Here is a 20,986-nt window from a genome sequence, read left to right as displayed (position 1 = left end):
TCTTAAAGGTGATAATATGAATAAAGCCTTAGTTATCATTGACTTCATTAATGATATTGTCGATAAAAATGGCAAAATACCCAGCTGTGCTGAGCAAGTTAGTACTCACCATGTAATCGATAATGCAAATATTGCTATTCAATGGGCAAAACAAAATAGCCTACCCTGTATCTTTGTCAAAGTTGGCTTTCAACCTAATTATCTCGAATTACCACATCACTCACCAATGTTTGGTAAGGCACAACAATATCGAGCCTTGGAACTCGGTCAATGGGGTACTGAATTTCATCCAGATCTGCAAATCACAGCAGATGATACTGTGGTAATAAAATCACGTGTCAATCCATTTTATAACACTGCACTTGATAGCATTTTACGCGCAAATGCCATTACCGATGTCTATTTTTGTGGCGTGAGTACCTGTTGGGCGATTCAATCTGCAGTTCGAGATGCTCATGATCGAGATTACAATGTTCATATTGTCAGTGATGCTTGCACTTCAGCTACAGAACAAGAACACCAACGTTCATTAGCGATGCTTTCAAGGATCGCAACATTACACCAAGCAAAAACTCTTACTCAAATTTAATCGAATCGTGTTTATCTATTATCACCGACTATCGACAATAGTTAACAATACTAGATATAAAAAACCGTGATATAAACTCACGGTTTTTTTGCAGTAGAAGAACGCTATTACAGATCATCTTCCCAAGGCATATCAGGCAAAGCGACAAGATTTTCACGGTAACGTTTTAAATCAAATTTTCCGTCATTTTTCATCACATCAAAAACTTCAATTGATAATGCACAAGCAATCATCTGCACAGCTTCATCTCGAGCCGTGCCTGTCATCATTAAACGCATTAATGTTTCTTTAACCACTAATGGATTACCGTCAGCCAACTGGTTTTCAACTGTTTCAACCAGCATATCACCTGTCATTATTTCTTCGTTTTCCATCATTAACCTATTTGCATTATTTCAATATGAGTAATTTAACATAGCCCGTTGTTGCCGCAAAACAATAGCCTCTTTTACACCGCACTCAATGCTAATTTCGATTTAAATAACGAATCTAATAACGGTGTTGCAGCTACCATAGAAGTAAATTTATGATCAGCCTCAATCTCAATTAATGACGAATGGGGATTAATTAATAAACAACAAATATTAGCATTTTTAGCCGCCTGTAAACCCGTACGGCTATCTTCTACTGCGACAGTTTGATGCGATTCAACTTTCATTATTTGGCAAGCATGCAAATAAACATCAGGAGATGGTTTATTATTAGCCACTTCATAGCCACTAAATACATGCTCAAAGAGATCAAACCAACCATGTTGCTTTAATACACCTTCAACATAATCTCGTGGTGCGCCAGTTACGACAGCCATGGGTACTTTACCCGCAAATGCCTTGAGTATGGCATCAACACCAGGTAACGCAGGAATTCCTTGCTCGCGAATTTTAGCCTCTGTTAATGCTTCCATTTCAGAGGTAATTGTTTCGATATCAACATTTAATTGGTAATGTTCAATAAAATATTTGGCAATCTTAGGCCAAGTAACACCAGCATAATAGGCAATAAAATCATCGGCGGTAAGAGTTACACCATACGTTGCTAAATAAGTACTCCAATTTTCAGCATGGAATGTTTCCGAATCAACCAAAGTACCATCAAAATCAAAAAAAAGAGTCTGCATTACTTACCAAATAACAATCTATATATCAAAAGAGAACTTGTTATAGCATTTCACTTTTACAAATAATAGTTATAGCGCTGCTTACTGTGTATTTTTATCAACCACATTATGATTACGCACTTTTAGTATCGCAATCGCTTCATCAATAACCACAGCCGGACTATAGTAATAACCTTGAATATAGTGGCAATCCATCGAAGATAAAATATCCAATTGTGCTTGAGTCTCTACACCTTCAGCAACAACTTCAACATTTAACTTATGGCTCAAATCAAGTACCAGTGATACCAACATTTTACTTTCTTTACAGTGTTCAATATCAATAATAAAACTACGGTCAATTTTAATAATATCCGGTTTTATATCAATAATAGCGGCAAGTGATGAATAACCAGTACCAAAATCATCCAAGGAGATTGCAATACCGCGAGATCGAAATGCTGCAAGTGTATCAATGATATTTTTACCATCATCCAATGCAGTAGATTCTGTTATTTCAATCATAATCGCGCTGTAAGGTAAATGATAATTATTTATAGTCTCAAAGATATATTGTTGATTATGCTGTGAGAATTCCTTTACCGAGTGGTTAATAGAAAAAATAATATCATCAAATCCACATCGATGAATACGATCTAAATCAGCGCAAGCTTGCTCAAACACTTGTTGACCTAACTGACCAATTAAGCCATAGCGTTCAGCGATAGGTATAAATACTCCTGGAGAAATAAATCCATCAACATCATCATACCAACGTGCTAACGCTTCAAATTTGCAGACTTTACCTGTTCTACAGTCGACAATCGGTTGATAATATACTTTAATTTTATTAGCATCGATTGCATATTTTAGTTTATCGCGTAATTTCAACTTACCAATATATTCAGATTGTAATTGTTGGTCATAAACACAAAGGCCATTACGTCCCAGCCATTTTTGTTCGTACATTGCATAATCAGCATTTTTTAATAATGCTTGATGGGTCGTACCACTTTCTGGATAAGCAGATATTCCAATACTAATAGTAAGATTAACTTCAATATCATTACAGACAATTGGTCTTGATATAATGTCGATTAATTGACGTGCAATATCTTTTGCATAATTAATGTCTTTATCTTTGATTAATACCGCATACTCATCACCACCATAACGGCAAATAATACTGTGCTCACATACTGTAGCTCTGAGAATATCAGCAACACTTTTTAAAATATCATCGCCAAATTCATGACCATAAAGATCATTAAATATTTTAAAATCATCAAGATCAATAAATAATAAAGAGCAAACGCCAGTCGTGATGGCTCCTTTCTCTGGGTGAGAAATTTTATATATTTGCTTTTCAACTTTCTCAACAAATCGACGACGGTTCATTAATCCTGTCAACATGTCGTTATCAGCTAATAATCTTAACTTTTTCTCGGTTTGTTTTCGTGAACTAATATCATGAAAAACACCTACATAATTAACAACTTTATGATCATCTTCAATTTTATTTATCGTCATCTCTTCTGGATAGATAACACCATCACGACGACGATTGTGCAATTGTCCTTGCCATGTTCCTGTTGTTTCAAGACTATCCCACATCTTTTCATAAAATGCTAAATCATGATAACCAGATGCTAATATGCGTGGGTTTTTACCAATTACATCGTTTTTACTATAGCCTGTTACCGTTTCAAAAGCTTTATTCACTGATATAATGTTATTGTCTTGATCGGTAATAACGATACATTCAGAGGTATTATCAAAAACAGTTTTTGCTAACGTTGATTGTTGTGCGGCAACTACAGTATCAGTGATATCAATTAACACTCCAACAATACTATCACTACTGTGATTATTGTTTGATTCAATAATATTACCTTTACAATTAAGCCAGCGATATACTGATTGCTTATTTTTTAACTGTAACCTGAATTCTACGTCAATAGATATCGCATCACCATTACGTAATTTTGAAAAAGCCTCAACAACAGCTAGCCGATCATCTTTATGGACCATTGCTAAATAGTCACTAATATTTTTTGCTTTATTTTTATTAATGGATAAAATATCCCAAAACTTTGGTGATGTGACTAATTTACTTGTTTTTAAATCATATTCCCAAATACCTTCAACCACCGCATTATAGGTCATTGTTAATTTATTAGATGCCTGATTTAATTTATCATTAATATGGTAAAAATCAGTAATATCTTGCAGTATGCCTTTTATTACAGTTGCAACACCATTTATATTCCTTAAAATATTGCAATTTTCTCGTAAGTATTTTGTTTTTCCACTCGCTAATACAATACGATATATAATACTATAATTAACGTTACTACTATTTAGCATTGCATCTTTTAATTCATTTACTCTAACTCGATCATCAGTATGAATAAAATCATTAATCGTTTTTTCATTTGGTATAAATTCATTTATCTCACATTGAAAAATACGATAGATTTCTTTGCTCCAATAATAACTATTTGTCACCAAATCAAGTTGCCAATTACCAAGTTTTGCTTCTTGTTGGCATTGCTCCATTTCTCGAAGTAATTTTTTTTGTGATGACAATAAAGCAAGATACTCAACATCAGAACCAAGGATATGACTAATCGCATCACACCATTCTTGATGTAATGCTTCAGAAAATAAAAAATCTATATCAAATAAACACCCAATCACACCTATCACTTCCCCTTGACGAGAAAATATCGGTAATCCTAAATAAGAATGAAAGACATGGGGGGTTATAACCTGATTAAATGGATATGTCTGCGATATATTATGCGATAAATGAAGGAAATTTGCTTCTGATATCAACTCTACACAAGGTGCATTCTCTATCGAATAGCTAAATACAGTATTTGAAAGACGGCCATCCACATAATAGGCTAATGAAATCGCTTTTTGATGTACTTTATCAAAGTAAGCAATATAGCAATGTACTGGTTTAAACATTTCATAAACACTAGCAAGTGCTTCTTGTATAAACTCACCGCCATAACTATTTCGTTTTAAGGCTTTTAGTGTTGTAACCATAAGTAATCAGCGGCCTAAGTAATATATCGGACAAATAATTATCTTTGATACTATGTGTAATAATAATAATTTACCTAATATACCGTATAGACCAGCCTAGTTAAAGATAACAACTATTAATCATAGCTATTATTTGACATCTTTTGATAAATATCACTTTACGATTAAGAGCCATTTTAAAATACGCTTAAATCGCGATAGAATTTGAATGGTTACGAGGTAACCATAATGAAATTACTGTTGTGATGGCAATAAAAGCAAACGAAACCCAAAGACACATCGATAGCCCGTAAAGTTGATAAATCGCACCAGAAAGTAGTGTACCGATTAAACGCCCCATTGCATTAGCCATATAATAAAACCCGACATCTAAACTCACACCATCATCCTTGGCATAACTAACAATTAGATAAGAATGTAATGAAGAATTTATTGCAAAAACAGCACCAAAGATCATTAGACCAATCACAATAACAAATTGAGGGTACCAATTAATTTGTATCGCTAATGCAATCGCCGCAGTAACAAGTGCTAATACACTCGCCCATGCAAAAGCCGCTCGACCATCCGGCACAATACCCGATGCTTTTCCTGTAATACGTGGAGCAATACTTTGAACCACGCCATAGCCAATAACCCAAATAGCAAGAAAACTACCAACTAAAACATGATCCCAACCAAAAACTTGACCTAAATATAACGGTAATGCAATCACAAACCATACATCACGAGCGCCAAACAAAAACATTCTAGCTGCTGATAATATGTTAATACTGCGACTTTTTGAAAATATCTGACTAAATTTAATTTTATTTTTTGCCTTTCCTAAATCTTTATCCAGCCACAATAAACTGCATATAAATACAGCTGCTAACACAGATGCCATTGCAATAACTGCACCTTGAAATCCAATTAATGCCAGCAATGCACCACCTAAGAAAAAGCCGACACCTTTAAGTGCATTTTTTGAACCTGTTAGTAACGCTATCCATTTATACAATGCACCCTGTTGATCATTTGGCACTAAGGTTTTTATCGCACTTTTCGCGCTCATTTTATTTAAATCTTTTGCAATACCGGATAGCGCTTGTGCAAACATTACCCATATAACAGTTAAGTTTGCAGATGGAACAGCAAGCATTAACAACGCCACGACCTGCATAAATAAACCAATATTCATGGTACGATTTAAGCCTAACTGAGCACCAAGCCAACCACCAATAAGATTAGTCACCACACCAAAAAATTCATAAAACAAAAATAGTGATGCTATTTCTAAGGGGCTATAACCTAATTGGTGAAAATGTAGCACCACCAACATTCGTAGTGCGCCATCTGTTAAAGTGAAGTTCCAATAGTTAAACGTCACTAGCATATATTGACGTACGCCATTAGGTAGCTGACTTAGCTTTGCTAACATAAAAATACTCTCTTACTGACTAACACTATTTATTGTTAACTGATTAACAACCAACTTTACGGATGAGCTCCGCAGTTCGAGTGGCATAGCCCATTTCATTATCGTACCAAGCATAAATTTTCACCATGCGTTGATTTACCACCATGGTAGATAGCCCATCAATAATGGTTGAACGTTGGTCGCCACGATAATCAATAGAAACTAATGGTCGTGCTTCAAAACCTAAAATACCATCCAATTCATTTTCCGATGCTGCTTTTAATAATTGATTAACTTCCTCAATAGAGGTGTCACGCTCAACATCAAAAATAATATCCGTTAATGATGCATTAGCGAGTGGCACTCGTACCGCATGACCATCAATTTTACCTGCAAGTTCTGGAAAAATTTCAACAATAGCTTTTGCTGATCCTGTCGTCGTTGGAATTAAGCTCATTCCACATGCACGGGCACGACGCAGGTCTTTATGCGGTGCGTCTAAAATTGTTTGGGTATTAGTTAAATTATGAATAGTTGTAAATGATGCTTGTTTAATACCAAGGTGTTGGTGAATAACTTTAACAACCGGTGCAATACAGTTAGTTGTGCAAGATGCAGCAGTAACAATTCGGTGTTTTTCAGCATCAAATAAATGATCATTAACACCTACAACCACATTTAATACCCCCTCTTCTTTTACTGGCGCAGACACCACTACACGCTTTACACCTTGTTGCAAATATTGGTTAAGGTACTGAGTATCACGATGCACACCCGTGGCCTCTAATACAACATCACAACCCGACCAATCAACATCTTTGATTTTCGCTTGCTGACAATAATTAATAGATTGGCCATTGATCACCATTTGGCCGTTATTAACCGTCACCGCATGTTCCCAACGGCCTTGGATTGAATCAAACTCAAGTAAATGTGCCAATGTATTAACATCACCAGCAACATCATTGATTAATACAAACTCAACCTGCGGCCAATTAAATGCAGCCCGCAATGCTAAACGTCCAATACGCCCAAAACCATTAATTCCTACTTTGATTGTCATCATTATTTCCTTAGATCCGGCTAGATATACGAAAAACCATATATATGGAATTTCAAATATAACAACAAAGATAAATAAAATAAACCTTTTACAGGTAAAAATTGTTAAACAGACCTAAAACGAAAAAACCCCGCATAAGCGAGGTTTAATATCAAATTCCTATTAATGATTAGCGCGCAATCTCACTATTCCACTGGGCGATATAGTCAATATGTGGTTGACGGGTAAATGCTCCTGGTCGTAGTGCCTGAATTGCAGTGATTGTCTCTTCAAAAGGCTTACCACGAGCAAGTAAAATACGGGCTGCTAATAATCCCGTACGTCCTGAACCACCTTTACAATGCGCAACAACATATTCACCATTATTAAGTGCGATTTGTGCTGCATCATTGGCGCGTTGCCATGTCGATTCAAAGTCAGCAGAAGGTGCGCAATCATCTTCAATCGGCACATGAAACCATTGCATTCCCAATAATTTGCATGCTTCGGCTAATAATTCAACACCTTGATCCGGTAAATCATTTTTTTCTAAAGCTGTCAGCACCACTGTTGCACCAGCTGCTTTTAGCTGACGCAAACTCGTAATGGCATTTACGCCTTTAGTTCCTGGGCATGGCGTTAAAAGTAAACCACCTTGTTTAGATGCGGCTTCATTTAATGGTAAAGTCCAAACGGGATGTTGATTATCCATAACAGTCACAATTCCTATTCTGCTATAACGTTAATTAATTGATTGTGGTTTCTTTCTATTTTTTATTGCACTTAAACGTATTTTCTCTTGATTAATCAATGCCGGCTGCCCATTACGGACTGTATCTAGTGTATGCAGAATCCACTGGGGTAGATCAGTTGGAAAATGATAAAAAATCCAAACACCTTCTCGCTGATCATGTAATACACCACTATCTCGTAACAATGCTAAATGACGAGAAACTTTAGGCTGACTAACTTGTAATGCTTTGGTTAAATCTCCAACAGATAAAGCACGTTCATCATGAATTAGCATTAAAATTCGTAACCGTAGTGGATCACTCATAATTTTAAATAATTCAACTGCACCAATCGTGTCAGATTGATTATCACCATTGAGCATTAAAAATAACGCTATCTTGGCTTTTAAACCATCAAAGACATCATAAAACCCTTGAGAGCCAGATAGTGGCTTAGGATCTTTAAAATCCCAATGAATTAATGCATCAGAATCTGGAAAAAGGGCACATTCTTTATTAGCTTTATCGCATAAAGTGATCACAACATCAAAATGTTGATTTTGGAGGCTGGATGCTAAGACACTGGTTAAGTTATCAGCATTAATATGATGATAATTCAGTACTTCATATACTCGAGGATCAACACTCTCAGGTGCCATCCCTGCACTCATTATTTCAAATTGGCCAATGGTGGCGGCACTATCTCGGCACATGTGGCGCATCAATGCTTCTGCAAGTTGCGAACGGGCGGAGTTACCAGTACAAAGAAACAAAATGCGTTTCACAATACACCTTATAAATAACCGTCGAAAACATCAGGATATACGATAAAGCATATATAACAAGTGTACGAATAAAAAAAAGTGACCTTAACCACTTCAATTATTGGGTGAGGTAAATATTATTCTAATAAAATCTTTATAAAGGCAGTTACATTTTACGACAAATCACAAATATCATCATAACAAAGAAATTTTTTTCTTAAATAGAGGACGACATATACAATATTAGATTCAATGGTTGATTAATCCTAACAGATAGTGATTAATACAATAAAAGCATACATTTGATTAATCGTTCATCACATATTTAACAAAATTTGTTGATTAATACGAAAATATACCCGCTAAAAATTATAGGAAATGTTTTTATGAGCGATAAGAATCGCGGATTATTATTAGCTTTTATTGGCATAATGATACTGAGCTTTGATAGCTTATTTGTAAAACTATCAGATTCAACCGCATGGAATGTACTTTTTTGGCGTGGCGCGTTTCAATGTATCGTTTTAGTCATTGTGCAATTACTTTACAACCGTAAGCAATTCACAGCTGAAATATCACGCCCTTCTTTGCCTCTTTTAGGATTAGGCTTTGTTTTTGCAGCTTCTACTGTCTGTTTTATAGAATCATTACATTATACTCAAGTCGCAAGTACGCTGGTGATCATTAATACAGCCCCTTTCTTTACCGCTATTTTAGGTTTCTTAATATTAAAAGAAAAACTCAAATGGCCAACACTACTGGCTATCGGTATCGCGACTAGTGGTATTTGGATTATATTTGCTTTTGCCCCTGCTGGCGGGCAATGGGTCGGAAATTTACTGGCATTAATTACTGCATTAGCAACAGCTATCTATCTCATCGCTATGCGTAAAACAAAAGGTGAACAAGCGGCTAACATCTTGATTGTCGCAGGGTTTTTGATCGCTGTATTTGCTTATATTCGAGGCGCACAACCTTTTTCACTATCACATATTCAAATGCTATATTTATTTGTATTAGGCGGCATTATTGTTCCTGGTTCTTATCTCTGTATTTCAAAATCTACAGCCTATATTCCTGCTGCTCAAACAAGTTTAATTTTATTAATGGAAATTCTATTAGGTCCTTTATATGTGTTTTTAGTGCTTGGTGAGCAACCGTCTTTAAATGATATTTTAGGTGGCGCAATCATTTTAATGACCTTAGGGCTCTATACTGTATGGGATGTAAAACAGCCTGGATGATATGTAATTTGGCCATAAGATTATCGCCGTTCATCATTAACACGGCGATAATCTATCGAGATTTTAGCGTTTACTTATTTAATATTTACGCGAAGATTATTTTTATTGTCACGATTTTGGCGAATATGTTCATCGCTTTGAACAATATTCTCTTGTTTCGCAAGACGATCGTATAAAACAACATTAACGGATGCTGCTAAATTCATGCAGCCAACAGTTGGTACATAAACCACATGATCGGCTCTATCTGCCACGTCTTGTGAAATAGAACCATCTTCAGGACCAAAAATATAAATCGCTTTTTCTGGATGCTCAAAATGCGGCAGTAATGTTGCGCCTTCAGCAAAATCAACACAAACAATTTTCATATCTGGTGGCAAATTATCAAGCATGGACTCAACACCAGATAATGGAATGCTCTGCGCCATCTTTTTAGTATCTGTTTGAAACTTTGCAGCTTTATCGTAACGAGTTCCGGTATAAATAACAGCATCCGCTTTATAACAACCTGCTGCTCTGAGTACTGCACCTATATTAGTTGGACTTTTAGGATTACTTAATCCAATGATGACTGATGCATCTTTCATGTCAGAAATACCTTATTTTTTTGCTTAACCGCAACTATAAATCAAGCGGTTATTATACTGAAATTGCCACTTTACAGAAAGTGGTAACCAAACTAGCCACTAGCTCTGATTCTTATCCAGCAAACGTTTAAACAGCCACCCTTTAGCTAAAGTGTCTATTGCTTGCTGCATTAAGGCATCGATCTGTTGAGCTTTATTGGCGTCATACATATCAAGGATAGTGGTAAAGAATGGCATATAAGGCATGATTGAAATATACAAGGTATTCGTCTCAGGCACTGCCTTTACTTCAATATTATAAGCTTTCAGATTACGCGATCCCTGATCGATAATATGAACGAAATTGACACGTATAATATTCAGATCATTATCATCAATAACAGCACGATAGCCTACTCGTATTGGAGCATCACCCATCCTATGATAGCTATCATCAACAACAGCTATTCCGTTATCGATTAGCGTTACAAACATATCAGCTTGTTCAGAGCACACATCTGTTACAGACAGCGAATCGTCACAAAAATCATCGATAGAATCATCCTCAAAATCGTCATCAAATATAGATCGAGTATACGTTTTTACGCTGTAGCTGGTCATGCATATGCCTTAACAGTGGGTTGAATAAAAATAAATGACAAAGTCGATAATGGTTATACGGAATTACCTTGGTTGTGCAAGAACAATTACACAACCGTTCATAAAACCACCATTTTTAATTATTTAAATACTTCTTTTTCATCTTAAGTGCCACATTCACTAAAGCAATTAATACTGGCACTTCAACCAAAGGGCCAATCACACCAGCAAATGCTTGATCTGAATTCAATCCAAATACAGCAATAGATACAGCAATAGCTAATTCAAAATTATTACCTGTTGCTGTAAAAGCGATAGAGGCATTCTTATCATAAGGAAGACCGATCTTCTTACCAACAAAGAAGCTAATAAAAAACATCAATACAAAATAAATAACCAAGGGAACAGCAACACGAAACACATCCATTGGCAATGCTAAGATCATATCGCCTTTAAGACTAAACATAAGCACAATCGTTGCTAACAGCGCAATGAGTGTAAGCGGTGATATACGAGGAATAAATACATCGTTGTACCACAGCTCCCCTTTCTTAGCGACCAACAACTTACGGCTAAGAAAACCAGCAATAAAAGGAATGCCAAGGTAAATCAACACACTTTCAGCAATGTTCATTATCGATATATTTACAACAACACTTTGATAACCAAAAATAGGAGGCAATACCGTAATAAATAGCCACGCCATAAAGCTATAAGTAAAAATTTGAAACACACTGTTTAGCGCAACCAGTGTCGCTCCATATTCTTTATTGCCGCCACCAATATCATTCCACACAAGCACCATTGCAATACAACGAGCTAAACCAATCAAAATAATGCCAACCATATAACCGGGATGATCTCCCAAAAAGAGCAATGCGAGGCTAAACATTAAAATTGGGCCGACAATCCAATTCATGACTAACGATAATGTCATGGCTTGCTTATCTTTGGTTACACTCCCCATTAAGCTATAGTTCACTTTAGCCAGCGGCGGATACATCATAAGGATCAAACCAATCGCCAGCGGAATGTTAGTACTGCCAACAGACATCGATTCATTCCACTGCGCTACATCAGGAAATATAGCTCCAATACCGACACCAATAATCATTGCAGCAAAAATCCATACGGTTAGGTAACGATCAATAAAGTGCATTTTATTATTTGAACGTTTTACATTTTCACTCGTCATAGTAACCTTCTATTTCAATAATCGCTAATCGTCGAATAACGATTTATATTGGTAAATAGTTTTTTGTTATCAAGATCTTTAGTCATACGTTAAGACAAAAAGCTGGCAAATCTAGTATGGAATTTATCAAGTGCTTCACGATGAATGCGATAACATACTTTAGGAGGATTTGGCTCTGCTGTAATAAAGTCAGCTTGCTTTAATATACGCAAATGTTCAGAAACCGTTGATTGTGCTAAACCCAATTCAGAAACTAAATCACTGTTCAAACAGCCATTCACCGCATCTAAACTGTGCAGAATATGTAAAATACGCAGCCTTGCTGGATGCGATAGTGCTTTCGCTTGCGCAGCTAACGTTTGTTCATCATTCAGTTGTTGGTCTGTTGCTGTAAAGGAAATATCACAAGAACTCGAGCATTTATTATTCATCTGTTTACACCTAACCGTTCATCGTCGATTAACGATAATAGATGTTCGACTTTGATGCAAAATAAATTAACCCCGAACATTGTAAATTCAAATAACCTTTAGTAAAAATCCGCCTATAAAAGCATACTCTCAACGATATATTTAGCTAAAATGCTAACAATACTGTATTAAGATAATACTTATTTTATAGGATTAGTTCATTGAATTTTATTTTAGATAATATCGGCACCATAACGTTGTTTTTATTAGTGTTTACTATTGTTGTTAGTTGGTTATTTCGCTCTAAAGAGTTTGCCATCATTAGAGGCGTTATTTTAACGGTTTATAGTTTAGTTTTTGTTACTATATTTGGCACTCTGGTTAGCTTCATTCCTCCTTTGATCATATTGTTGTTATATAGTTTAGTATTTATAGACACCTTGCTTCTTATTCGACCAAAAATGCAGCCTCTTTGGGTTCGCATTGTGATAAATTGGCCTGGGCAATGGTTTTTAGGTGCAACGATAATCGCCTTTCCTTGGGCACTATGGTTAGTATTTTTTAGCAATGCTGATTTTTTGTATGTCCCTTATATACTTGGTTTAATCGGTATATTACAAAATTTCCGTATTTCTGAAGAAAGTGTTGTTATAGATTTAAATGATAATGCACAACCATCGCAGCTAAGTCGTTTAGAATTAGCGCCACCACCTTCAAATAATAACGACACACTGCAGATTATCCAGTTAACCGATCCCCACTTAGGCCCATATATGTCTGTTGCTCGACTTCAGCATATTTGTAAAAACGCAGTCGATAAACAACCGGATCTTATTTTATTAACGGGCGATTTTTTGACCATGGAGTCAAAAGGATCAGCACAAGCACTGTCACAGTCACTGCAGCCATTAAAAGACTATCGCGGTAAAGTATTCGCTTGTATGGGTAACCATGATTACGAAGCACCTGAAATAGTAAAAACAGCCTTAGCTAACAATAATATTACTTTGTTGATAGATGAAGCACTGGTAGTAGAAACTAGACTTGGACCAGTTGAAGTTATTGGCTTTGATTCTCACTCTAAAGATAGAAAACCGAAACTCAGTAACGCAATCAAAAGCTTACCAAATAAAAAGAATGTCATCGCAAGTATTGCTATGCTACATGATCCAACTCACCTTTCAGATCTGCCTCTAGCGAGCCACCCTATTGATTTATATTTAAGTGGTCATACACATGGTGGTCTTATGGGACTTGTCAGTTTAGGATTAAAAACTACAGTAATCAGTCTATTTTCAAAATCGCCAGATCATGGCTTGTGGGGAATAGATAATACTAAGCTATATGTACATCGAGGTACTGGGCATTACGGCTTTCCTTTTCGATTAGGTGTACCAACAGAGCATAGTGTTATTAAAGTGACATTAAAGAAATAGAAATAATATTAACAGTAATAGTACAGTGATAATTTAGGCTTCGATTGACTGTGCTATTACTGCCATCAACTCATCTCTATCTGACTCCCTACCATCACCTCCTCCTAAATTGATATTTAGCTCAACCATATTCATAGTGTCGATAAAAACAGCATAAATAACATTACCTCAACAAATATGGCTTTTTTTATCTTTTTATGTCAGAAATTTACCTTTTGACCACTAGCCGTATCGTTAACAATTTACTCATCACTGATTTTTGCTCTGTTCGAGCATAATGTTAACCATGGATGAACGTGATGACCCACGAAAAACATACGGCAACGCAAGATGTTACAAATCCGTCACGACGGAACTTCCTGAAAATTGGCGGCGCGACCGCGGTAGCAGCATCTGTTGCTGGTGCCATTGGTGCTGGCTTCCAGCTAGGTCGCGATCCTGACAGCTATGTGGGCTGGGGGCGCACCGAAGAAGGCAAAGATATGTTCTTTGAGCGAGATTCATTCCGTGTCGATTATCCACCAACATTTCGTAAAGTCGCTCAGATTGAACGTCCAGAATGGGCTTCTCACTTATTTAACCGTACTGGTAGCTTCCGTAATGCGTTTAACGAAGGCTGGACGCCAGATATGGGGCTCGATACCTTTCCTGACGAACGTATCCGCATTTACTACCGTGATATACCAGATCGCTTTGAAGAAATGCTACGCGCCTTCCGTGAAAATGAATCTCGTAAAGCCAATATAGAGCGTTTACGTGATCAATTTGCCATTGGCTGGGCGTACGATTGTGCTCATGAGAAAGCCGCATATGGAACTCACGATCACCCAATTAAGTTTCCTAAACCACCAGAAGGCCCACCGGAAGTAGCAGATTACTACTTTGTCGATCCTAGTCGCAAAAAACTAGACTTTAAATCACCACAACATGCGTCTGAATTAGTGAAAACCATGGCGCATCAATTTGGTGCCAGCTTAGTCGGTATTACAGGCATACACAAAGAGTTCATTTTTAAGAACATGATGCGCGGTGTTGATAGCTGGGGTGAAGATGTACCAGCTCACTGGAAATCCATCGTAGTTATCGGGATTCCTATGAACTGGGATCCAATGTACTCGGCGATCGGTTATTCCACCTCGTACGACGCATATCACAAGTGTCGCTTGGCAATTGGTAAACTACAAATCTTCCTTGGTGAACTAGGTTATGGTTCTCGCTGTCAAGTTCCGGGTAATGATTATGAAATGACTATACCACCATTGGGTGTACTCGCAGGTTTAGGTGAAGCCAGTCGAAATGGAACACTGATGACTCCAGAGTTAGGGACTAATGTTCGTTTAGCAGCTTTAATAACCGACATCGAACTTGAACATGACAAGCCAGTTGATCTAGGCATGCAGCACTTCTGTCAGGACTGCAAAATTTGCGCAACAAGCTGTCCATCAGGCTCAATCTCATTGTCTGACAAACCCGACACCGTGATCAGGGGCTTCAAGCGTTACGACTTCAATCAAGATAGTTGCTACCGTATGTGGCAAAGTGGCCCAACGGCGATGGGTATGGGCTGTCGTGCCTGTATTTCTGTGTGTCCTTACACTCGTAAAAATAACTGGATCCATACCATTGTACGTGAAGCCGATCCTCGCGATAAAACGGGCTTAACACGCACCGCTCTATTAGCGATGCAACACAATATGTTCTATTACCCTGAAGCAGAAGCCTACCACGGCGATTGGAATGGAGGCCACATGGCAGGCTATCACCAGCCACCAGAGTGGATGCGTACAGAAAACTTCTTCAATGTTGATAAAACTTGGCAATACGACGGTAACTGGGAGGGGATCTAATGTTTCCACAAGCGACTATACTCGACCCACTATTTTGGATGGTTATGGGTGCGATACAGCTTTATCTGTTTCAAAACGCACGCTACTGGGCAGCAGAATTCAAACTTAATATGACCCCTGCTAAATGGTTACTGGTTGGAGGTTGGTGGGGCTCTTTTCTCCTTACAATTGCTGGTGCCTTTACCTTACTTGGGGAAAATGAAGGTAATGCTGGTTGGTACTTCCTTGGCGTTGTCGGTACAGCCTTAGTCATTGCTGGCTTTGGTATAGCGCGTCTACTGATTTGGCTACGCGACCGCCATACAATTAAGACAGTGTAATCCCATCATTTAAGCCATTTTGCCCCTGCTGTTGTGCAGGGGCATACTTGAAACGATCACTAAGAGACATCACCATGTTATCGCAACACACTCTCGATCAAATAACTGCTCTTTCATCGCTGTGCATGCATACTCTCGAGTCTGAACTCGATATTGATGCCATTACGTTGGCCGTGAGTGAGCAAGCCAAACTCCTACTCACTCAACGCGTCAATAGCCTAAATGGTGACGAACCAGCCGCCTTATATAGCTGGATTGAACACCAAGCCTTACAAATGGAGGTTAACCTTTGGTTAGCGCAATTAGGGTTTGATGGACTGGGTACAAATGGCATTGCCGCTGAACATCAACAGCGTTTTCTCGCGGGTTTAATTCAACTGGGGCTACCTGAATCAGCTCTGACCTGCATTGGCCGTGGACAACAAAGTGAAGAGCAACACAATAAGTCACACCAGCAAAACTCGATAACTACAATTCAATACAATGCATTAGAATTGCTACGAGGCAAAGCTCTGTCTGCCTTAGGCCAACCTGAGGCCGCGATTTCGTGTTATTTAGCGATGTCATTGCGACAACCAGAAGATTACGCGCCCTATTTCCATCTTGCAGGCGAATATATGCGCCTAGGTCGACATGCTGACGCATTGCGTACATTTGATCAAGTAATAGAACGTATACCAACGTTACCAGGTCCATGGCACAACAAAGGCGTCTGCCTATATCAGTTAGAAGATTTTGAACATGCTATTGCCTGTTTTGAGCAAGCTTGTACTTTATCTTCGAACTTTGCAGGCTCGTGGATAGCGCTCGGTAAATGTCATTTGTCACTCGATAATACTAATGAAGCTTGGCGCACATTACAGCACGCTCTGACTTTAGGTGATGCCCATCCTGAATTGCACAAAACCCTTGGGCTCACAGCCAAAGCGATGGGCCAACAAGAGATCGCAGCAGAGTATCTCAACCAAGCCTTAGAAAGTATGCCAGATGAAGTCGGATTATACCTTGCTCGTGCGGAATGTCTGGTTAGTATTAAGCAATACCAACCAGCATTAAATGATCTAGTGCGTCTAAAAGCAATTGAACCATACAACATCCGCAGTTCCGCATTGGAGTTTGAATGCTTATTTGAATTACAACGGTATGCTGAGGCAGAGCGTTGCTATTACTTCTTACAAGGCATGCATCCGCAAGCCACAATACCATACGCTGATGCCCTTAAAACAATCCACCAACAAGTCAAAATCATAACCCAACCTGTTATTACTGCGGCTACAGTTACGGCTGACGGAAACAAGGAGGAACACTCGTGCACTTAAAACGCGATCAGCTAGAGAAAGTCGCCATTGTTGCGACGTTATTTATCTTGTTTTTTGCTTGGTTTTTGGGCGGATTACGCCAAGATAGCAGCGTTCAGAAAACCCTTTCACAAGCGACACCGAGTGGACTCGTGTACACCGCTATGGGTCAAAACCTTTGGCAAGCACGTGCACGAGATAGTAACCTTGACGCAAACAACCCGACAACATGGCTTTCTCTTGCTACAGCTGTCGGCTATGGAGGGCCACTAGAAATCGTCACCGCGATCGATAACGTAGGTGAATTAACCGGTATTGCAATTACAGCCAGTGCAGAAACCGAATCTTATCTCAACCAAGTAATTGATAGTGGTTTTGTTGATGATTTTTTAAATAAAAAGGCTCAATCATTACCTTTAATATTACCCATAGTTGATGGAACATCTGGAGCAACCCTTACTAGCAAGGCGATACACCAAGCCATACTTATCAGCAGTCAGCACAGCGCCCGCGATGGTTTACAACAAACGATCCCACCAATTTCCACTTCAGCATTATCAATGCCTAATTGGATGGATGGATTAGCACTTGTTTTATTCATCGCAGCTATCGTAATAAACCAAGCTGGTTTCAAATGGAAAGTGGCAAGTCGTCGCATCATCATGGGTGTATCACTGATCATGTTAGGCTTCTATGCAGCAGCTCCTTTTGGTCTAGGTACTGTTGGTTATCTGCTAAATGGTTTCTGGGTGGATGGCGTAGCCAGTTACACCTCCCTGATGCTGTTACTATTTACTGTTGGTTATTTGCTATTTTCCAACAAAAATATCTACTGCAACACTGTATGCCCCTTTGGAGCAGCACAGGAATGCATTGGTAAACTCAATAAAGCAAAAGCATGTAAATCCAATCATCCTTTGATGCTATGGTTTCCACGTATACTGGTTACGTTCACCTTAGCATTGGGATTGTATTTCCGCAGCCCGTCATCATTCAGCTTCGAGCCCTTTGGCATGGCGTTTAACATGATTGGTGGACCGATCCTTTTTGCCTTAACCATTCTTGTGATACTAACATCATTGTTTATCCACAAACCATGGTGTCAAACTTTATGTCCGATCACCCAGACTATGGCTTTCCTGCGTGCAATGAAGCTATGGGGGAAATCGCTAACTAAGAAAAAACGTTCTGTTCGACCGACAAAACAACAGGAGAAACCGCATGCGCGATAAAATATCGTTCGCCTTTTTTATCATTGCTAACGGCCTTATCGTAGCCCATGTTGTACAAACAGCGATGAGCATAAACACTCATTCTCAGCAGCAAAATGCTATTTATCGAGTGTTGAGCACCGAAACTAAAGCGGCCGTGACCACTCCGGTGAAAATTGACTACAAGCGCCTAGCCGAATTGAATGCCGAAACTTCTAAAGCTGAAGGTTGGTAGCTATAGGGAGAGACTTTATCATGCCATTATAAACAGTGCGCATATTCACATTTCTATCAATAAAGGGCGAGATTATTTATCGCCCTACCTAAAACCGAATGTAAATCAAAGACAAATAGACCAGAGTGAATAAAGTACACGCGTGATAGTAAAAGAGCATTATTCATATGTCGCTAAGTACTCAAGAACACCAATCCATTCAGCGTATTGCATTCAATAGCCAAGATTGTAACCTCGTTGAGATAACACTGCGTCCTCTACGTACCCTGCTAACAGAAATCGACCGTTATCCTCTCACCACTCCACACCGTTTAGATTTCTACTCACTGATCTACATTAATCATGGTGAAGGGCTACACATGATTGACACCAAGCCGTTTCGCTATCAACCGGGAAGCCTTTTTTTGATTGCTCGCCATCAAATTCATCACTTTATTCTCAATGAACACAGTGATGGCTATGTTATGACCTTCACCGATAACATGTTGTTTGCTGGTGCAGATGACACTTTCAAACCTGATATCATTGCCATGTTTGAGCATATTAATCATTGCCATGCTCCAGATTTGGCAGAGTCTTTCGCTGAGATCTATGCTGAATTTCAAAGCAGACACCCTCATCGCAACGACATGTTACATTGCCTGCTTCGCAGTTTAATTCACCGCATCTATCGTGCTAACCTCAAATTGGCACAGTTCACACCACTACAACCAACAAGGTTGTTCGATCGCTTTCGCGCTGCAGTAGAACAACATTTTCATCAACATCACCACGTGGCGGAGTATGCCAACCTATTAGGGTGCTCAAGTAAAAAATTGGGTAGCGTGTGCAAGCAGCAAACCGGACTCAGTGCTAAACGTTTGATCGATGATCGACTACTATTAGAAGCAAAACGGCTGCTGGCCTATACTTTTTTATCTATTGGGGAGATTGCGATCCAACTGGGTTTTGAAGAGGCGACCAACCTAGCAAAATTTTTTCGTCGCCATACGGAATTGTCCCCTCGCGACTTTCGCTCAATCAGTCGTCTAAATTACCAGCAAAATGGTCAAATGGGATACTAAAGCGTAGTCATAGTAAAAACAGGGCTAAGTTTTTGATCAGGCTAGAAACAACAAAGCCCCAGCGTTAGCTGAGGCTTTATCATTTGAATTGGTGCCCGAGGACGGACTTGAACCGTCACTCCCGAAGGAAACGGATTTTGAATCCGTCGTGTATACCAATTTCACCACTCGGGCTTATTCTCTAAGAGAATGGAGGCGCGTCCCGGAGTCGAACCGAGGTACACGGATTTGCAATCCGCTGCATAGCCACTCTGCCAACGCGCCAACGTTACTAGGTTTCCCCTAGCCTGTTGTTAATGACTTAACAACCTAATAGATGGTGCCCCGGGCCGGACTTGAACCGGCACAGCGCGAACGCCGAGGGATTTTAAATCCCTTGTGTCTACCAATTCCACCACCAGGGCACGCAATTTCTTGCGATGGGTAAGACACCATCTGTAAATACCGCCTAAGCCGTATTTTTTAATTTGAAGCGACACACGAGGTTCCCGATCTTGTAAACTCAGGCGTGACCTCAACATTGTTGAGTCACCTCTTGTGTTGCTAAATACTGACAACGTCAATATTTCTAAATTGGAGCGACACACGAGGTTCGAACTCGTGACCTCAACCTTGGCAAGGTTGCGCTCTACCAGCTGAGCTAGTGTCGCATATTCTCAAAGAGAATGGAGGCGCGTCCCGGAGTCGAACCGAGGTACACGGATTTGCAATCCGCTGCATAGCCACTCTGCCAACGCGCCAACGTTACTAGGTTTCCCTAGCCTGTTGTTAATGACTTAACAACCTAATAGATGGTGCCCCGGGCCGGACTTGAACCGGCACAGCGCGAACGCCGAGGGATTTTAAATCCCTTGTGTCTACCAATTCCACCACCAGGGCACG

Annotated in this window: 20 protein-coding genes and 6 tRNA genes; 9 read left to right on the top strand and 17 right to left on the bottom strand. The window is 38.9% G+C overall.

Translation table 11 applies throughout. The annotated features are described in order from the left end of the window. Window positions 1–16 precede the first annotated feature (16 nt). Entirely contained in the window at window positions 17–589 is a 573-nt protein-coding gene (locus PMAL9190_RS00130; RefSeq protein WP_087843370.1) for a cysteine hydrolase family protein, read from the top strand. A gap of 107 nt (window positions 590–696) precedes the next feature. Here the strand turns inward: PMAL9190_RS00130 and PMAL9190_RS00125 are convergent, their stop codons facing one another. From PMAL9190_RS00125 to PMAL9190_RS00095, 7 genes are all read right to left on the bottom strand, one after another. Next, window positions 697–963 carry a hypothetical protein gene (locus tag PMAL9190_RS00125; protein ID WP_060997445.1) on the bottom strand — a complete coding sequence of 89 codons (267 nt, stop codon included), beginning with the start codon at window positions 961–963 and terminating at the stop codon, window positions 697–699. Window positions 964–1,037: 74 nt separating this feature from the next. Next, window positions 1,038–1,706 (bottom strand): HAD family hydrolase, encoded by a 669-nt coding sequence (locus PMAL9190_RS00120; protein WP_087843369.1) that lies wholly within the window; start codon window positions 1,704–1,706, stop codon window positions 1,038–1,040. 81 nt (window positions 1,707–1,787) lie between these two features. Beyond that, window positions 1,788–4,742: a bifunctional diguanylate cyclase/phosphodiesterase gene (locus PMAL9190_RS00115; protein WP_087843368.1), complete on the bottom strand. Its 2,955-nt coding sequence runs from the start codon at window positions 4,740–4,742 to the stop codon at window positions 1,788–1,790. A gap of 187 nt (window positions 4,743–4,929) precedes the next feature. After that, complete coding sequence (arsJ, locus tag PMAL9190_RS00110) at window positions 4,930–6,162, bottom strand: organoarsenical effux MFS transporter ArsJ (RefSeq protein WP_087843367.1); 1,233 nt, start codon at window positions 6,160–6,162, stop codon at window positions 4,930–4,932. A gap of 43 nt (window positions 6,163–6,205) precedes the next feature. Further along, the gene (locus PMAL9190_RS00105) at window positions 6,206–7,204 is read right to left on the bottom strand and encodes an ArsJ-associated glyceraldehyde-3-phosphate dehydrogenase (protein WP_087843366.1); all 999 of its coding nucleotides are present in this window, start codon (window positions 7,202–7,204) and stop codon (window positions 6,206–6,208) included. A 169-nt stretch (window positions 7,205–7,373) separates the two neighbouring features. Continuing rightward, window positions 7,374–7,895 carry a phosphatase domain-containing putative toxin gene (locus tag PMAL9190_RS00100; RefSeq protein WP_087843365.1) on the bottom strand — a complete coding sequence of 174 codons (522 nt, stop codon included), beginning with the start codon at window positions 7,893–7,895 and terminating at the stop codon, window positions 7,374–7,376. 30 nt (window positions 7,896–7,925) lie between these two features. Continuing rightward, on the bottom strand, window positions 7,926–8,699 hold the full coding sequence (locus tag PMAL9190_RS00095; RefSeq protein ID WP_087843364.1) for a metalloregulator ArsR/SmtB family transcription factor: 774 nt from the start codon (window positions 8,697–8,699) through the stop codon (window positions 7,926–7,928). A 365-nt stretch (window positions 8,700–9,064) separates the two neighbouring features. Between PMAL9190_RS00095 and PMAL9190_RS00090 the strand changes: the two genes are divergently transcribed. Beyond that, a complete protein-coding gene (locus tag PMAL9190_RS00090) occupies window positions 9,065–9,922 on the top strand; it encodes a DMT family transporter (RefSeq protein ID WP_087843363.1) in 858 nt (285 codons plus the stop codon). A 74-nt stretch (window positions 9,923–9,996) separates the two neighbouring features. On the opposite strand, the gene PMAL9190_RS00085 is transcribed toward PMAL9190_RS00090, so the two are convergent. From PMAL9190_RS00085 to PMAL9190_RS00070, 4 genes are all read right to left on the bottom strand, one after another. Beyond that, entirely contained in the window at window positions 9,997–10,509 is a 513-nt protein-coding gene (locus tag PMAL9190_RS00085) for an RNA methyltransferase (protein ID WP_087843362.1), read from the bottom strand. 99 nt (window positions 10,510–10,608) lie between these two features. Then, window positions 10,609–11,109 carry a hypothetical protein gene (locus PMAL9190_RS00080; RefSeq protein WP_087843361.1) on the bottom strand — a complete coding sequence of 167 codons (501 nt, stop codon included), beginning with the start codon at window positions 11,107–11,109 and terminating at the stop codon, window positions 10,609–10,611. Between the two features lie 115 nt (window positions 11,110–11,224). After that, window positions 11,225–12,283 carry an ACR3 family arsenite efflux transporter gene (arsB, locus tag PMAL9190_RS00075; protein WP_087843360.1) on the bottom strand — a complete coding sequence of 353 codons (1,059 nt, stop codon included), beginning with the start codon at window positions 12,281–12,283 and terminating at the stop codon, window positions 11,225–11,227. Window positions 12,284–12,372: 89 nt separating this feature from the next. Further along, on the bottom strand, window positions 12,373–12,714 hold the full coding sequence (locus PMAL9190_RS00070) for an ArsR/SmtB family transcription factor (protein WP_087843359.1): 342 nt from the start codon (window positions 12,712–12,714) through the stop codon (window positions 12,373–12,375). A 200-nt stretch (window positions 12,715–12,914) separates the two neighbouring features. Here PMAL9190_RS00070 and PMAL9190_RS00065 point away from each other — a divergent pair, with 200 nt between their 5' ends. The 7 genes from PMAL9190_RS00065 to PMAL9190_RS00035 all read left to right on the top strand — a co-directional run bounded on the left by PMAL9190_RS00065 (window position 12,915) and on the right by PMAL9190_RS00035 (window position 20,104). Next, on the top strand, window positions 12,915–14,129 hold the full coding sequence (locus PMAL9190_RS00065) for a metallophosphoesterase (protein WP_087843358.1): 1,215 nt from the start codon (window positions 12,915–12,917) through the stop codon (window positions 14,127–14,129). Window positions 14,130–14,428: 299 nt separating this feature from the next. Further along, window positions 14,429–15,976, top strand: coding sequence for a 4Fe-4S dicluster domain-containing protein (locus PMAL9190_RS00060; RefSeq protein ID WP_087843357.1), 1,548 nt, complete (start codon window positions 14,429–14,431; stop codon window positions 15,974–15,976). Then, the gene (locus PMAL9190_RS00055; protein ID WP_087843356.1) at window positions 15,976–16,296 is read left to right on the top strand and encodes a VcrB family reductive dehalogenase putative membrane anchor; all 321 of its coding nucleotides are present in this window, start codon (window positions 15,976–15,978) and stop codon (window positions 16,294–16,296) included. Before PMAL9190_RS00060 ends, PMAL9190_RS00055 begins: the two co-directional genes overlap by 1 nt. A 47-nt stretch (window positions 16,297–16,343) precedes the next feature. Continuing rightward, on the top strand, window positions 16,344–17,615 hold the full coding sequence (locus PMAL9190_RS00050) for a tetratricopeptide repeat protein (protein WP_144384292.1): 1,272 nt from the start codon (window positions 16,344–16,346) through the stop codon (window positions 17,613–17,615). Further along, on the top strand, window positions 17,606–18,826 hold the full coding sequence (locus PMAL9190_RS00045) for an FMN-binding protein (RefSeq protein WP_087843354.1): 1,221 nt from the start codon (window positions 17,606–17,608) through the stop codon (window positions 18,824–18,826). The genes PMAL9190_RS00050 and PMAL9190_RS00045 overlap by 10 nt, the downstream gene beginning before the upstream one ends. Then, entirely contained in the window at window positions 18,816–19,040 is a 225-nt protein-coding gene (locus PMAL9190_RS00040) for a hypothetical protein (protein WP_087843353.1), read from the top strand. Before PMAL9190_RS00045 ends, PMAL9190_RS00040 begins: the two co-directional genes overlap by 11 nt. 167 nt (window positions 19,041–19,207) lie before the next feature. Next, a complete protein-coding gene (locus tag PMAL9190_RS00035) occupies window positions 19,208–20,104 on the top strand; it encodes a helix-turn-helix domain-containing protein (RefSeq protein WP_087843352.1) in 897 nt (298 codons plus the stop codon). An 89-nt stretch (window positions 20,105–20,193) separates the two neighbouring features. Here the strand turns inward: PMAL9190_RS00035 and PMAL9190_RS00030 are convergent. From PMAL9190_RS00030 to PMAL9190_RS00005, 6 genes are all read right to left on the bottom strand, one after another. Further along, a tRNA-Leu gene (locus PMAL9190_RS00030) sits at window positions 20,194–20,278 on the bottom strand. A gap of 16 nt (window positions 20,279–20,294) precedes the next feature. Next, window positions 20,295–20,368 (bottom strand) — tRNA-Cys (locus tag PMAL9190_RS00025). Window positions 20,369–20,421: 53 nt separating this feature from the next. Then, window positions 20,422–20,508: transfer RNA gene (locus tag PMAL9190_RS00020), tRNA-Leu, on the bottom strand. A gap of 170 nt (window positions 20,509–20,678) precedes the next feature. Further along, window positions 20,679–20,754: transfer RNA gene (locus PMAL9190_RS00015), tRNA-Gly, on the bottom strand. Window positions 20,755–20,770: 16 nt separating this feature from the next. Then, window positions 20,771–20,844: transfer RNA gene (locus tag PMAL9190_RS00010), tRNA-Cys, on the bottom strand. Window positions 20,845–20,896: 52 nt separating this feature from the next. Continuing rightward, window positions 20,897–20,983, bottom strand: a tRNA-Leu gene (locus tag PMAL9190_RS00005). Window positions 20,984–20,986 lie beyond the last annotated feature (3 nt).

This window comes from Photobacterium malacitanum (assembly GCF_900185615.1).
GTDB lineage: Bacteria > Pseudomonadota > Gammaproteobacteria > Enterobacterales > Vibrionaceae > Photobacterium > Photobacterium malacitanum.
Note: the sequence above shows the minus strand (reverse complement) of the source record. Positions and strands in the feature narration are given on the sequence as shown.